Origin of the sequence: Fervidobacterium pennivorans DSM 9078 (assembly GCF_000235405.2) — a bacterium.
GTDB classification, from domain to species: domain Bacteria; phylum Thermotogota; class Thermotogae; order Thermotogales; family Fervidobacteriaceae; genus Fervidobacterium; species Fervidobacterium pennivorans.
The window spans coordinates 1497395-1512331 of record NC_017095.1 but is presented as its reverse complement, the minus strand read 5'-3'; the positions used below and the strand labels follow the sequence as shown (position 1 = coordinate 1512331).

At 38.0% G+C, this 14937-nt stretch carries 16 protein-coding genes; all 16 read right to left on the bottom strand.

All coding sequences use genetic code 11. The annotated features are described in order from the left end of the window. Positions 1 to 24 precede the first annotated feature (24 nt). Positions 25 to 669 carry an SDR family oxidoreductase gene (locus tag FERPE_RS07245; RefSeq protein WP_014451984.1) on the bottom strand — a complete coding sequence of 215 codons (645 nt, stop codon included), beginning with the start codon at positions 667 to 669 and terminating at the stop codon, positions 25 to 27. Positions 670 to 704: 35 nt separating this feature from the next. Next, positions 705 to 2030 carry a peptidyl-prolyl cis-trans isomerase gene (locus FERPE_RS07240; protein WP_014451983.1) on the bottom strand — a complete coding sequence of 442 codons (1326 nt, stop codon included), beginning with the start codon at positions 2028 to 2030 and terminating at the stop codon, positions 705 to 707. A gap of 104 nt (positions 2031 to 2134) precedes the next feature. Continuing rightward, positions 2135 to 3850 carry a peptidylprolyl isomerase gene (locus FERPE_RS07235; RefSeq protein WP_014451982.1) on the bottom strand — a complete coding sequence of 572 codons (1716 nt, stop codon included), beginning with the start codon at positions 3848 to 3850 and terminating at the stop codon, positions 2135 to 2137. Then, positions 3847 to 5364, bottom strand: coding sequence for a lysine--tRNA ligase (gene lysS, locus FERPE_RS07230; protein ID WP_014451981.1), 1518 nt, complete (start codon positions 5362 to 5364; stop codon positions 3847 to 3849). Before lysS ends, FERPE_RS07235 begins: the two co-directional genes overlap by 4 nt. A gap of 73 nt (positions 5365 to 5437) precedes the next feature. Continuing rightward, on the bottom strand, positions 5438 to 5908 hold the full coding sequence (gene greA / locus FERPE_RS07225) for a transcription elongation factor GreA (RefSeq protein WP_014451980.1): 471 nt from the start codon (positions 5906 to 5908) through the stop codon (positions 5438 to 5440). A 46-nt stretch (positions 5909 to 5954) separates the two neighbouring features. Beyond that, positions 5955 to 6425: a transcriptional regulator NrdR gene (gene nrdR / locus FERPE_RS07220; protein WP_014451979.1), complete on the bottom strand. Its 471-nt coding sequence runs from the start codon at positions 6423 to 6425 to the stop codon at positions 5955 to 5957. A gap of 2 nt (positions 6426 to 6427) precedes the next feature. Continuing rightward, a complete protein-coding gene (whiA, locus tag FERPE_RS07215) occupies positions 6428 to 7339 on the bottom strand; it encodes a DNA-binding protein WhiA (protein WP_014451978.1) in 912 nt (303 codons plus the stop codon). Continuing rightward, positions 7336 to 8325, bottom strand: coding sequence for a gluconeogenesis factor YvcK family protein (locus tag FERPE_RS07210; protein ID WP_014451977.1), 990 nt, complete (start codon positions 8323 to 8325; stop codon positions 7336 to 7338). The genes whiA and FERPE_RS07210 overlap by 4 nt, the downstream gene beginning before the upstream one ends. Beyond that, complete coding sequence (gene rapZ, locus FERPE_RS07205; protein ID WP_014451976.1) at positions 8322 to 9170, bottom strand: RNase adapter RapZ; 849 nt, start codon at positions 9168 to 9170, stop codon at positions 8322 to 8324. The genes FERPE_RS07210 and rapZ overlap by 4 nt, the downstream gene beginning before the upstream one ends. Beyond that, entirely contained in the window at positions 9127 to 9933 is an 807-nt protein-coding gene (gene murI, locus FERPE_RS07200; RefSeq protein ID WP_014451975.1) for a glutamate racemase, read from the bottom strand. Before murI ends, rapZ begins: the two co-directional genes overlap by 44 nt. A gap of 47 nt (positions 9934 to 9980) precedes the next feature. Then, entirely contained in the window at positions 9981 to 10235 is a 255-nt protein-coding gene (locus FERPE_RS07195) for a cell division protein ZapA (RefSeq protein ID WP_014451974.1), read from the bottom strand. Beyond that, positions 10222 to 10473, bottom strand: a complete 252-nt coding sequence (locus FERPE_RS07190) for a hypothetical protein (protein ID WP_014451973.1) — start codon at positions 10471 to 10473, stop codon at positions 10222 to 10224. Before FERPE_RS07190 ends, FERPE_RS07195 begins: the two co-directional genes overlap by 14 nt. Positions 10474 to 10494: 21 nt before the next feature. Further along, entirely contained in the window at positions 10495 to 11115 is a 621-nt protein-coding gene (locus FERPE_RS07185; RefSeq protein WP_014451972.1) for a site-2 protease family protein, read from the bottom strand. A gap of 67 nt (positions 11116 to 11182) precedes the next feature. Next, a complete protein-coding gene (locus FERPE_RS07180; RefSeq protein WP_014451971.1) occupies positions 11183 to 12553 on the bottom strand; it encodes a B12-binding domain-containing radical SAM protein in 1371 nt (456 codons plus the stop codon). Further along, a complete protein-coding gene (locus FERPE_RS07175) occupies positions 12513 to 13280 on the bottom strand; it encodes a type III pantothenate kinase (RefSeq protein WP_014451970.1) in 768 nt (255 codons plus the stop codon). Before FERPE_RS07175 ends, FERPE_RS07180 begins: the two co-directional genes overlap by 41 nt. A gap of 40 nt (positions 13281 to 13320) precedes the next feature. After that, positions 13321 to 14817, bottom strand: a complete 1497-nt coding sequence (locus tag FERPE_RS07170; protein ID WP_014451969.1) for an HD domain-containing protein — start codon at positions 14815 to 14817, stop codon at positions 13321 to 13323. Between the last annotated feature and the right edge of the window lie 120 nt (positions 14818 to 14937).

The following is a 14937-nucleotide window of genomic DNA, read 5'->3' as shown; positions in this document are numbered from 1 at the left end:
CTTTAGAAGTAGATCCTACAAAATTCACCAAGGGAGAATTTTACCCGTATAGTCGAGGAAAACTCCAGACTGGTTCAAATTGCGAATCACTTTGATTATACCATCAGCCGACTCTTCTGGGAGCAGAGGTGCTTCAGGACCACCCATATCTGTTTTTACCCATCCTGGGTGGATAGAGACAACGTACATATTTTTTAGCCTGTGAGCAAGCAATTTTGTCGCCATGTTTAGGGCAGCTTTTGAAATGGAATATGGAATCGATGTGGTTCCTCCTGTGCTTGCGATACTACCAAGGATACTGGAAATATTAATTATCTTGGCACCAGCCTTAAGTTTACCTTGCTTATAAGATTCTTGTACAAGCATATAGGGACCCATTGTGTTTACTTTGAATGATAAGAGCATCCCTTCTTCTGTGACTTCGGGAAATTTTTCTTCGATAAGTACACCCGCGTTGTTTATGAGAACGTCTATAGGTTCTTCTATTTGTGAAACGAATTCTTCTATGGAAACAGGATTGGATGTATCAACTTTTAATACTTTGAGGTTTTCATGTTCAAAAGGCATAGAAGTTCTGACACCGACTGTCAAACGTTCCCCTTGTGATAGGAGCTGTTTTGTCAGAGCTAATCCAATACCTCTATTTGCACCTGTGATGACCCAGTGCATATTCTCCCTCCTAAATTTTAAGTTTTTATACTTGTTTATTTCTCTTCGTCTTCGACTTCGTAATTTGGGTTTTCCTCAAGTAGTTGTTCTAAGTATTTATTTGCGCTTTCTTCATCACCGAGCACTTTGTTCATTTTGTATAGATACTCAAGAGCTTTTTGTCTTACCTCGGGATTTTCAGAGTTGCTCAATTCCTCAAGTTCGGAAAGGTTTGAGTATATGTATTGGAGTACGGAAAGTGTGTCACCATTCTTTATGTACCCCATCAAAATCTTTGAAAGTTCTACATTGTATTCTAGCACAACACGTTCGGAATTGTCGAAATTCCTAAGTCTTGCAAGAACTAAGAATGATTTGTATCCCATATCATAAAGTTTCTTTATAGCTATTTCGTATTCTCTTTTGTATTTTTCAATTAGGTTAGCGTCATCAATAGCTGTGATGAATCCTGAGATTTCTATCGGCTCAACTGAAAGGAGATTTCCTGATTTGTCAAACACAGCGGAGTAGTATTTTTCCACTAATTCTTCAGCAGGAACGTTTTGGACCGTGTCAAACCAGATTGTGTATTGTGGAGGAACTACGAATTTTATATCTTCAGTTGAAATTTTTTCTTCCACATATTTTTGGAACTTGTTTTCTGAAAGGTTGATCAGAACTTCTTCATACATTGGGGAAGCTTTGAACTTTTCAAATGTTGAAAGGTCGTTCAGATTTCTTATGTAGAATACAAAACTGGCATTGTCAGTTGTATGCATTCTGAGTGGTTTATCTGATGGTGTGAAGAGAACATCAACGAACGCCTCGGAGGTCTCAGATTTTTTAAGTCCTGAGTAAGTATTTGTGTCCAAAAGTTCTGAAGGAGAAGCTTCAGAGAGCTCTCGGACTGCTTTTTCGAAACCAACTTCATTCGCTCTGCTGTAAAATTCTCTAGCTTTTTCTTCAGTTTCGAAAACGGCGTAATCAAAATCAACGTATGCTTCTTGTTGTATTTCCTCACGGTTATTTTCGTAATATTCTTTCATCTCTTCTTCTGAAACATCCGAGTGAGAAGATTTGAAATCTTCCGGGGATAAACCTTCCGCATTAGATAGATACTCGATGAATTTATCTTCTAAAAGTCTTTTCATTACCAGAGCTTCAACGTAAGGTTTTTCGAATAGAGGGTCAAAGGAACCATAGTATGCCTCGTAAAGCTGATACAACTCATCGATATCCTCTTGGCTAATTCCAGCGACAATGGTTCCGTTTTTTTCAAGGTATGCTGCAAATTTCTGTAAGTCGTTTGCTGATACCAAAGAACTTACAAACAACACACTAAATACTAGTAAAAGATTGAAAATCCTAAAATATCTTTTCATAATAACGCCTCCAGTAGTTTTTTTTGAAACCGAATCTTATGAACAAAGTGTAACTTGCCAAATGAAATTATCCCCCGCAGATTTTGCGGGGGATATTCTCGCTGTTATTCGTTATTTGCATTTTGTGTAGATTCAGAGGTTGTCTGTGTCGACTCGTTTGTTGTTTCTGTGGATTGTTGTGTCGCTTCTGCTTCTTTTTGTTTAATCATATCTTCAAGTTCTTTTTCAGCTGAATCAAAGTTTATACTGTAATCTGGTTTTAGCTCTTTAAGCTTTTGTAAGTATCCTTTAGCAGTTGTTGGGTCGTCGAGAAGCTTGTTCATTTCGTACAATTTGTAGTAAGAGTCCGCTCGTATCTTAATATCCACATCTGTTGCCTCAGCAAGGTCTGCAAAGCCTTGGTAAACTTCGAAGAGTTCGTTCATTACGTAATAAGCTCCACCTACTGAGAGATATGGTTTGATTGTGTCATACAATTTTGCGTAATAATCAAATGCTACATCTTTCTTGTCCGGGAAGTATTCTTTCATCCTTCTTAGTATCTCGAGAGAAGAACCTTTTACTTGGTCGTAGATGGATAGGACTATCTTCTTTTCAAACTCTTTAACATCTTCCCTTACTGCATCGAATGATGTATCTGTGCTAGCTGCAATTCTATCAGCAACTACCAAGAATGCTGCCTTTTGTTCGGCTGGAATGTCAGTTTTTACTTCTTCTTGTTCCGTGAATAACTCTTCGTAGAGTTTCTTGTAAGTAGTGAGCAAATCTTTGCCTTCAGCTGTTAGTGCTTCGTACCATGTTTTGTAAACCGGGTCCCTTATCTCAAAAGCCACTTTGTTTTCTTCCTTCCATTTCTTGAAGTTTTCCCCGAATCTCTCATTCTTTAGGTTCGTAACGATTTCGTTGAATGCATCTGATTTTTTGAAGTTCTCAAACGTATCGACTTTTTGCACACTTTTAACATTAAAAACGAAGTAAGTGTCGTTATATGGGAATGAAACAAGTGTTGATGTAGCATCGAAAATCATGTTTTCAAGCTCTTCGGGAAGTGTACCTTTGTTCAATGTGTAATCTGTCATTGTCAAGGATGCTTCAGATGCAGCTTCAGTTATGCCTTTTTCCATCGCCGACTTGACAAACTTTTCCATCTCTTCTTTGGTAGAGAACGTAACGTAGGATATCTCTGCCTTTGTGTATTGTTGTATAATATCTTGCTTGTTTTCGTTGTAATAGTCCTGAATTTCTTTATCAGTAACCATTCCAAGTTTGTCTTTTACAGCTTGTATTGTCAATTCTTCTTCCTTTTGGCGCGTAAGCTCTTTTTCATAGTTTGTAAGGCTTCCGTATTGGGCTTTAATTTGCTGGAGTTTAGCATTATCTTTCTTTACTTCATCGATGACCTTTTTGACTTCTTCTTTTACTTTATTTTTGTCCGGTTTGATTTTGTTAACTTCGGCATAGTAGAGCATCAATTTTCTGTTGAGCAAATCGACGGTGATTAACGTTTTGACATATGGTTCCTCAATTACAGGGTCAAGCGATGGATTACCGTATTGAGCTAAAAGATTACCGTAGACTTCTTCAACATTTTCTGGAAATACCCAATATGTTTCGTTTTTCAGGGGTGTTCCATCTTTGGTTAAGTATCCTACAGTTTCTTCTAACGTTCTTTTTATATTTTTTGAACCAGGTGTGTAGTTGACTGCCAGTGCCCACAAGGCTATACCTGCGATAAATGCGATAGCTATAATCCAGATGAATACTTGCTGCCACTTACTTATGTGCTTTCTGAGTTTTACATCTTTGCTTTCTTTGCTCATACTCTATCTCCCCCTTCTTCTGCTTTCTCAGAGATTTCAATTTCTTCTATGTCGATATCGCCTTCAGGCCTAACAAGTGGAAATGCAATGACATCGCGTATGTTAGGACTATCTGTCAGCAACATAACAAGCCTGTCGATACCTATTCCAAGTCCACCTGTTGGTGGCATTCCATACTCAAGAGCTCTGATGAAGTCCTTATCAAGCATATGCGCTTCTTCATCGCCAAGGTCTCTTAATTTTAATTGGTTCATAAACCTTTCGAGTTGGTCAACAGGGTCATTGAGCTCGCTAAATGCGTTCGCCATTTCTCGACCGTAAATTATTAACTCAAACCTTTCAGTAACCCTTGGGTCTTCCCGATGTTTTTTGGCGAGTGGTGAAATTTCCACAGGGTGCTCAAGCAGGAACGTTGGTTGGATAACCTTGTCTTCTACAAGGTCCCAAAGTTTCTCTATCATGTGCCCTCTATCTTCAATTTCGACATCAACTCCGTGAGTCCTTAGAACAGAAAGCATTTTTTCGTCGGAATCTTCAAGTATATCCACACCGAGATTTTCTTTTATGAAATCTCTCATTTTTATCCTTCTCCATGGTCTTGTGAAGTCTATTTCCTGACCTTGGTAAGTGATTTTTGTTGTTCCAAAAAGTTTTTCAACAATATAGGTTATGAGCTCTTCGGTGAGGTTCATCATATCCTCGTAGTCCGCGTAAGCTTGATAGAGCTCTATGGAAGTGAATTCTGGGTGGTGTTTGTAGGAAATACCTTCGTTTCTGAAGATTCTTCCTATTTCGTAAACTTTGTCAAAACCACCCACTATGAATCTTTTTAAATGTAGTTCTGTTGCTATTCGCAGGTACATATCGATATCTAGCGCATTACAGTGCGTGATAAAGGGACGTGCAGATGCACCACCTGTAAGGTATTGTAGTATAGGTGTCTCAACTTCATAGAACCCTTTCTGGTGCAAAAATTCGCGTATCATTCTAATTATGTCAGAGCGTATTCTGAATCTTTTTATGGTGTCATCATTAGCAATCATGTCGACGTATCTTTGACGGTATAGAATTTCTTTGTCCTTTATACCGTGCCATTTTTCAGGCATGGGTCTGAGTGGTTTGACCAAGAGCTGGAACTTTTCGACAAGTATCGTTATTTCACCGGTATTGCTCTTGAATACAATTCCTTCAACACCGATGATATCTCCAACTGTTACATGTTCCTTGAAGAAGTCGAAGTTCTCCGTTTTATCTTTGCGTACATAAGCTTGGATTCGCCCGTAGGTATCTTTAATGTGGAAGAACGCACTTTTGCCATGTTCTCTTATAGACATTATTCTTCCAGCTGTAGATACTCTCTGGTCGGTGACTTCTCCGTTAGCAAGGTGTTCAAACTGTTTCTTTATGTCTTCAGTTGTGTGAGTTTTTGGATACGAGTATGGATAAGGGTTTATACCCATCTTTCGAAGTTCTTCAATTTCTCTGATTCGCTGTTCTCTGAAATCTTTAAGCAAGCTAAATCCCTCCTAAAAGCCGTGTTTTCTTGACTTTTTGCCCGTTCTTAGTTTTTGTCTAACTGTTGTCTTTTTACTCAGCTGTTATGTCCAACACCTGATACTTAACAATTCCTTTTGGTGCTTTAATTTTTATCGTTTGCCCTTTCTTTGCACCGTTGATTCCTCTTCCAAGTGGTGAGTCGATGCTGATTTTATTTGCAAATATATCTGCCTCTTGTGGATTCACAAGCTGGACTTTTAATTCTTCCCCAGTTTCAAGGTTTTTCAACAGTACCCAATCACCAAGACTTACCGTTGATGAATCGAAAGTTTCGGCTATTATTTCAGCGTTCATGAGCATTTGTTCAAGTTCGTTGATACGAGAAGCGATTCTACCTTGTTCGTTCTTTGCTTCTTGGTATTCTGAGTTTTCCGAAAGGTCACCGAGCTCTCTTGCAGCCTTTATCCTTTCCGGGATTTCAAACATGAGTTGGCGTTTTAATTCATCGAGTTCTTCTTTAAGTTTTTGGTAACCTGCCCTTGTCAACTTAACTTTTTCCATCGCTTTATCCCTCCTGAAATCGTGAGTAGTCTTTTTTCCTAGAGATTTATTCACCACTTTTTTGTGCTTCTTGGCGTAGTTCTTTTATGACCTCTATAAATTGATCAATTTCTCTGAAGTCTTTGTAGACAGATGCAAAACGGACATAAGCAACCTGGTCGGTTTTTTTCAGTTCATCCATAACTATTTTTCCAATTTGCTCAGTGCTTACCTCGACCGTTCCGCTTTTCTGCAAAGTGGAAACAACGTTGTCTACTATCCTTTCTATATCTTCCAATGTGACTGGTCTTTTTTCAAAAGCTTTCAGAAGACCATTTAATATCTTTCTCCTGTCAAATTTTTCTCTTCTACCATCTTTTTTAATAACCGTAATAGGTCCAGTTTCATACCTCTCGTATGTAGTGAACCTTGCATGACAGTTAGGACATTCCCTCCTGCGTCTTATCGCTCTTCCTTCGCTAAGTTCTCTTGAATCAAGCACCCTTGTGTCTTCGTATCCACAGAACGGGCACCTCATCTTTACTCACCACTTCCTTTTGCTTTCTCCAAAAGTTTTTCCAATTTTTTGAATCTGTTGTATACCATACTTTTTGTGAGCGGTGGCTCAAAGAGTTCCCCAAGTTCGGATAATGGGAGGTCTTCGTGTTCTAATCTTAGCTCAGCAAGTTTTCTTAGCTCATCTGGCAAATTTTCTAATCCTATTCTTTCTATGACTTCATTGATGATTTTTAGTTGTTTCGCGTTACTTTCACCTGTTCTCTTGGCATTTGCACTTAAAAAATTAAGTGTGCGGTTTATATCCGCTCTTATTTCGCGAGATGTTGTTATTTTCTCTATATGTGCTGCGGCACGAATTGCGCCCATTAATTCCAAAACTTCCTGTATATCGTAGCCACGTTTTAAGTAGTATCTATAATTATACCTCAACTTTGTGATTTTTCCAATCACGCCAAGAAATTCTTCCAACTTTTCATCAACAAAATGAAGCAATTGCTCACTATAAGAAACAAGTTCAAAGTGATAATTTTTTGCAGGGTCTGTTACGGAACCTGAGGCAACAAAAAAACCTCGCAAGAAAGCACCGAATAATCCAATATCTTCTTGTATTTCTTTAGGCATAGAAAGAATAGACAATTGAAGTTTCTCAAGTATGTCTGTCGGGATAAAAATCTGAACCCTTTTACGTTGGAGTTTGTTCTTTATTAGTGTCAGCTTCTTTTTGTCTATACCCAAAAGGTGTAACAAATTCATAACCCTTCTGGCAGCAGGTATAAATCCAACTTCAAGCAAAACATAACTATCAACAGAGGTTTTTACATAAGTACCTTTACCTTTTAAATAACCAATAATCTCAGCCTGTGCCTCAGCTTGGCTGAGAACATCAACTTGACATAATTCACCTTTAACTTCTTCAGAGAACGTATATTTCACAGCCTCACCTCGAAATCTGATGATTCTCGTTCGGGTTTTTGGTTTTTAACAGAGCTCAATAAATTAAACAATATTTCCGATATCAAAATCGGGTCGTGACGGATTCTATATTCGCCTTCAAATATTACTGAGGAATAGTGACCTAAAATTATGCGGTTGTCATTAATATCCACTTTTACAGGCTCAGAGCCTTTTTCGATGTATTTTTTAAGAACTTCTTCATTTCTTGGTGGAAGTGAGTGGATAATGTAATCAATAGACACTCCCGCATACCTTTCAATTTCTGCCACATGGTCACTAAGAGTGTATCCAAACGTTTCTCCTGGTTGTGTCATGATGTTGCTTATGTATATCTTTACAGCACGTGACTTTCTGAGAATTTCTTGAAAGCCGTCTATGACTAAATTTGCAATAACACTGGTGTACAAGCTTCCAGGACCAAAGATAATTGCATCGCTTTCTTCAAGTATTTTTTGAACTTCTGGGTTTATTCTTGCAGGTTCTTGTAGTTTTAGGTCTACTATCCGTTTTTTTGTATTTTTGCAGTATTCCACAATGTTTGTTTCTCCGACCACATGTGCTCCATCTTCGAAAACAGCTAACAATCTCGCCATTTGCAAGGATACAGGAAGAACTCGTCCTTTTATCGCAAGAATATCAGAAGCCTTTGCTACTGCTTCTGCAAAACTTCCTGTAATCTTTGTCAGTGCGGCCAGAATAATATTACCAACACTGTGCCCTTTCAAAGAACCATCTTGAAATCTATAGTTAAACAGTGCACTCAAGATGCTTTCAGAATTTGCAAGCGCTACTAAGTTGTTTCTTATATCACCTGGAGGTGGAACGTTCAATTCTTCCCTGAGTATCCCAGAACTTCCACCTTCATCGGTTATTGTGACCACAGCAGTTATCTCAAACGGATAATTTTTTAGGCCTCTTAACAACGTAGAAAGACCTGTGCCACCACCAACAGCAACAACCTTCATCCAAGCGCCACATCCCTGTGCTCAATTGTTGTTTTGAAGTTTTCCTTTTCAAGTTGGGAAGCCAATTCTTCGGCAAAATAAACAGACCGGTGTTTCCCACCGGTGCATCCTATTGCAACCACCAATTCTCGCCTACCTTCTGAACTGTATCGGCTAATAGCAAAGGAGACAACGGATTTAATTTTGTATAGATAATCGTTTACTCCGTCGATATTTTTCAAAAATTCTTTTACTTCTTTGTCTCGTCCATCTTTTGGGCGAAGTTCAGGAATGTAGAAAGGATTGGGGAAGAAACGAACATCAAAAACGAAATCGGCATCAAGTGGTATTCCATACTTAAATCCGAAACTTATAATGTGTACGGTAAAATCTTTGGTTTCGACGTTTCCAAGAAGCTTTGTCAATTTTTCTCGTAATTGGTGGGGATTTAGTTGAGAGGTATCAATAACAATATCTGCCATTTCAAGAACGTCTTTCATCATTTCTATTTCCAAGTCTATAGCTTCCATTATAGACGTGGTTTGTTTTGAAAGTGGGTGAGCTCTCCTAGTGTGTGCGAACCGCTGGACCAATGTTTCTTTTGTTGCAGTCAAAAAGACAACCTTTGTGAAAGGAAATCTCTCTTTGACCTCTGCAATTGCTTTTTTTACATTCCCAAACATATATCCTCGAATGTCTATGACTATTGCTAATTTATCAATGCTAGGCAATACAAGACTTGCTACTTGATATGTAACTTCTGGCGGAAGGTTATCTATACAGAAGAAACCTAAATCTTCAAGCAAACCAGCAGCGGTGGACTTACCCGCTCCCGAGTACCCTGTCAATATCACAAGCTCTTTCAAAGTATACCACCTTCTGTTCTAATTCTGTAACCTCAAGATGTTTCACTTGGTAAGGATGTCTAAATCCGATTTTTTTAAGCTTTTTCTCAAACTCTTCCGGATTACCAGTTACATAAAATTCGGCAAACGGCTTTCCACTACCAACAAGGTGTGATACTTCCCTAACCATTTCGTCCGCAGGGTCGATAATTCTTACGTTTTCCATAACGCGTGCTATTATATCCTTAAGAAATGGAAAGTGCGTACATCCGAGAATCAGTTCATCGGGTTTAAACCTTCTAAACGGTTCTAGATAGAATTTAACAACAGCCTCAACCATGTTGCCATAGAATATACCTTCTTCAACCAATGAAACGAAAAGTTGAGCGGGCCTTTGAGCAACCTTTTTTCCTCTTTCTTCAAGAGCTTGCTTATAGATACCACTTTGAACTGTTGTATGGGTGCCTATAACTGCAACTCGCTCATATTTTGAGGCGTTGACACCTGCTTGTATGATGCTGTGATAAGGTATTTTGAAAGCATGACGATATTTCTCCATTGTTGAATCTGAAGTGTTACATGCTGCAAATATTCGCTCAACCTTTCGTTCCATTAGAAAACCTATGATTTCCCTACTGAAAGTTTCTATTGTATCACGTGACTTTGTGCCATATGGAGCACGCATAGTGTCTGCAACATAAATATAATGAGCCGGTAGGGTTTCAATCAATTTTTTTAGGACGGAAAGGCCACCTATTCCTGAATCGAATAGTCCAATTCTCATTTGCTCCTATACCCCTCCATGGTAAGATTTTTTTCGATTATGCGTTTTTAGCCTAACGTTCTAAGCTTCTCTTTCACTCTGTTATAAAGTTGGTCAAGTTCTTTTTGAGTGTTGTACTCGTTTTCGAGTAAATCACAAAGCATAAGAACTAACAGTTCATCAAACGGAATCTCGTCGTAAAGACTTCTGTAAGATATTTGAAGTTCTTTAAGTCTTCTGAGTACATAATCTATGAGTTCGTCAGAGCCATCAGTGGCAAATTCGTAATCTTTGCCGAAAACTGATATTTTAACCTTCCTCATGTTCGCTCACTTCCAATATGCGCATTAAATCTTTGACTCTGACAACAAGCTTGTTTATGATTTCTTCGTTATTCCTAAGCAGGTTCTCTAAATGGTTCTTTTCTCTTTCTAATTGACTAATCCTCTCAATCGCTTGATTGAGCTCATTCCATAGTTTTTCGTTTTCTTTTTTCAGCTCCACGTAACTTGTTACTATGCCCTCTACCAAACGTTCCAATTCTTGCACCTTTTCGTTCATTATACCACGCTCCCTTGCGTTTTACCAGTTTCCGAAAATGATAAAGTTTGTTACGTTTGTAATAAAAATAACTAACGGGTGCATTATCATAGGTAAAATCCACAAGACAAGAAGTCCCAGCATGAATAGGATACCATAAAAATTAAATTTGATGTACCACTCATACGATTTGTCTGGCAAAAACGCCAAGACTATCCTTGAACCGTCTAAGGGCGGGAGAGGTATCAAAGAAACGATAGATAAAGTAAAGCTCCATTTTGAAGCAATGTAAAAGAGGTTGAAAACTATCGGAGAGTTGGAAAACCTACTCACCATTCCGTATATTATTCCTAGCAAGAAGCTAGCAACAATACCGTAAATTGAGAAAAAGAACATTTTTTTTCGTCTGATTTTGAGGTAATCAATTAAAGGAGACCTAGTCCAACCAAAGTCAAAGAATAGAAATGTTAATAGTCCTACAGGGTCGATGTATCCAATGGGTGATTTTTTTAAAAGAGGAAAAAGTCTGTTCGAAGAACTTAGTCGCTCCACACTTATTCTGTAAAATAGGCATCTGAAAAACTCACGTGGCCAGCTAATTAAGACATAAGCAGCAAAGCCATAAATAACGTTCTTCAAAGCAGAAAGAACAAGCTGATTCAAAGAAGTCCCCCTCCCCTGCGCTTATACTTATAACAAGATGCACGTAATAACTTTTCCTTTTGCTCTGTCAAACTTCTGTTTTACTCCACCCAAGTTCAATTTTCTTTTGTTTAGCATATTCTTTCACTTCATGTATCTGTTCGTAACTCATATTGTTCCACCAGTAAGGTAACACTGTATTGTTAAGCAATAATGGATCTTCAAGACCTGTAAGCTTTCCTTTGTTTACCAGGTCTATCCAAATATCCGTTCCAACAATTGGAGTAAATTCGTTAACGGAGAAATCTATATCTATACTCGCACAAACATCTATTGCGTTCTTGACGTCCTCAACGCTTTGCTCAGGCAGATTAACCATAATATATGCGCTGACTTCTTTATGTGTAAAACCAGCGTTGTGTAGGATTTCCGATGCGCGAATGATATCTTCATCTCTAACCTTGCCACCAGTTGCAATTTGGAGCTTACCGGATGTTTCGTATCCAAGTTTGATTGTTTTAAAATTGGCTTCAAAAAGTAAATCCGCAGTTTCTTGGTCTAACAATCGCGCATGTATACCGTTTGGCAAATGAAATCTGAGGCTTTTATGCAAATTTCTTTCCAAGATTTTTCTTAAAATAGGTTTAAAGTGCCTTTCTTTGTTCACAAGTATCGCATCGTCGAAGAAAACGATGTCTTTGACCTTTAACATTTCAGAAAACAGCTCTATCTCTTCTAATATTTTCTCTGGATCTTTGAATTTCATATTATCCCAATTTCTGTGGGCAATACAATATGTACATCTATAAGGACAACCAAGTGTTGTCAACAAAACAACGTATCCTAAATTATTATACAACTCATAAGCAGGTGACAGGTCTGTGAACCAATCAATATCTGTGCTGGGAATATTCCATCCAAGTAAATCGTTAAGAAAGCGAGGTAGATAACTCAAGTCTGTTTTTGTGAAAACATACGCTCCAGATTTCTTGGCTATGTGAAGCTGATTTCTTGCAAAGAACCCCCCAAGCACAACAGGAACGGAAAGTTCCTCTTTCAAAACACGTATAGTATCAAAATAACCAGGATACCAATAAGTCAAAGTAGATGTTACGAAAACTGCACTTATATCATTTTTAACTTCTTTCAATCTTTTCCTAAAAAGTTCTTCAGGCATTCCGTATCTTTTGTATTTTCTAGGCATGAAATATAATATGTCTGGTTTTTTAATCTCTATGTGTGGAAACTTCCCAGTGCCGTAGAATTTGTCTTTTGGAACTTTCGTATACAGCGGCAATTCAGGGTCGTACCTGTTCATCAAATCTATTAGTTCGACTTCTATGCCAAGACTTTTCAAAAAGCTACCTACATATAGCAAACCAACGGGTTTTAACCAAAAATCGTAAGCAGCGAAATCTTCAATCCAGGGGTTTACGAGCAGTATTTTTCTTTTCTTCATAGAAGTAGTACATCCCTCGCAGTGTCAAATCTTTGTCGATTATTCCATCAACAATATTCTTTACAAAAACAGACTGACCACCAGTATGTATTATCCTTGGAGCTTCTCTAAATTCTTTGACTATGTGCTCAATAACATATTTTACTGCACCAATTGTTGCATTAATAGCACCAATTTGGATATTTGATTCCGTGTCTTTGCCTATGAACGTTGGATAAGGTTTAAGCTCGACTAATGGCAACTTCGCGGTGCCTTTGAACAGAGCATTTACCATCATCGCAAAACCTGGCATTATTGCTCCGCCTTCGTAAACACCGTCTCGAAGTACTTCAATTGTTATCGCCGTTCCGTAGTCTATAACGATACAGTTATTCCCGTAATCTTTTTTGGCAGCTATGACATCGCAAACTCTATCTGCACCTATTTCTTTAGGATAGTGCACGTTCCATATTATTTTATCATAATCTTGCGCTCTGACAAAATAGACTTCTCCGTTTCCGTATTTTTGAGCAAAATATTCAAATACAACATTTACTGAAGGAACAACCGAAGAAACAACTATAGGCAAATTTTCAACATAGTCTTTGAAAAAGCTTTTCAAAAATGCGTATAGTTCGTCCTCTGTTTCATACTTTGAGGTTGAAATTCGATATTTTTCGAATTCTTTACCTTCTCTTGTTAAAGCAATCGTTGTATGTGTATTTCCTACATCGAACAACAAAACCATAAATTGGAAAACCTCCTTACGTGTTACCTAGTTACAATATTTACCATCGCGTCGTTACTTCCACACCTGTTTCAGGGAGTATCTTGTATTTCTCCAGTATCTCGCGTATATCCTTCGTAACATATATTCTTACAATTTGTATCAGGTTGCTCTTCATGAAGTTGTAAGCCGGATACTGTCTAACATATTCTTCAAAGGTCATTAGGCTGTGTTTTTTTAGAATGTATATATTACTTCTCAGAAACTCTTCGGGATGAACAATTGTAAGTTTGTAAGGGGTATCTATTTTGAAAATTTCATCAAAGTTACCAAGGATGTGCTTGATTGTTTTCATGTCTTCTTCGTCGGCAATTTCCAAGCATCTTTCAAGCCTTAGACGAATTTTTTGTAGCAAGTCTCCGGCAATACCTTGGCTTACGAGTGTTGGGTCGACACCTTCTATTGAAAATGGTGTTTCCAAGACAACTTTCCACAAATTTCGTGATTTTAATCTCTCGACAATTTCGTAAGCCATTACAATGTCAAGTTCGAGAGGTTGAAGATCTATTTCGTATTTTAAAAGTGCTTGCTTTGTATCCTCTCCACCACCGTATTGTTCAACGAGATTGTAGAAATTGAATATAACTTCGTTAATGATTGTTTGATCAGTGAGGTCCAAAAATTTTTCAATGTCCAAAACACGTTCGTCTAATTTAAGCGCCTTGTATGAAAGGTCCAAGAGTTCTTGTATCATCATGTCCGCTGCTCTTGAAGTTTTGTGGAAGTAAACGTTCTTGTACATCATAAATCTGCCAAACAAGATTGTGTATATTTCGTCGACAACTTTTGAATCGTAAGCTAGAATAGTTTTTCCATCTTTTTCAACGATTTTTGAATTCCTAATCAACCGGTCTATAGAACCCGTACCAAATCCTCTTGTCCCCGCATAGTATGAATCTCTCAAAACAAAATCGAGTCTGTCAGCACCAAGTGGACCCTGGACAACTGCAAATTCAATCGTTCCTTTTTCTTCACCTTCGTAAACTTTTATTACTTCTTCCATCAACTGTGCAAAGTTGTCTTCCATGTTAGTTGAGAGTTCACCAAGTGTTATCTCCAAATCTTCTAACACAGCCTTTTTTAGAGTTGATGGAGCTTCTTCGTACTTTTTTATTAACTCTTTTGGAAAGTATTCTCTCAATAGTCTTGTTCGATACTCATCGTGTCCATCATTGAACCCAAGCCTTTTGTAAACGACATCATCAAATTGATGGCTGAAAGGTCCATGACCAATATCGTGGAGGAGTCCTGCGAGACGTAAAATACGAACCTTATCTGGTGTATCATAAAGATGTTCGGCATATACGCCAGAAAGGTGCATCACACCAAGCGAATGTGCAAAACGGGTATGTGTCGCACCAGGGTAAACATATTCAGCACCTACCAATTGGCTGAGGTATCTAAGCCTTTGCATTGCTTTCGTGTCGATAATTAATATTTCAACCGGATAAAGCATGATTTCTGAATAAATTGGGTCTCTTGAAACCTTATGATACACAACTATCGCCTCCTGCTAAAATTTTGTCGTATTTTTATTTTACCATATAACAACGAAAATTGGACGTATTATCACAACAATTGCAAAAAATGTTTTTGTTGGTTGGGTATTCATTGTTTT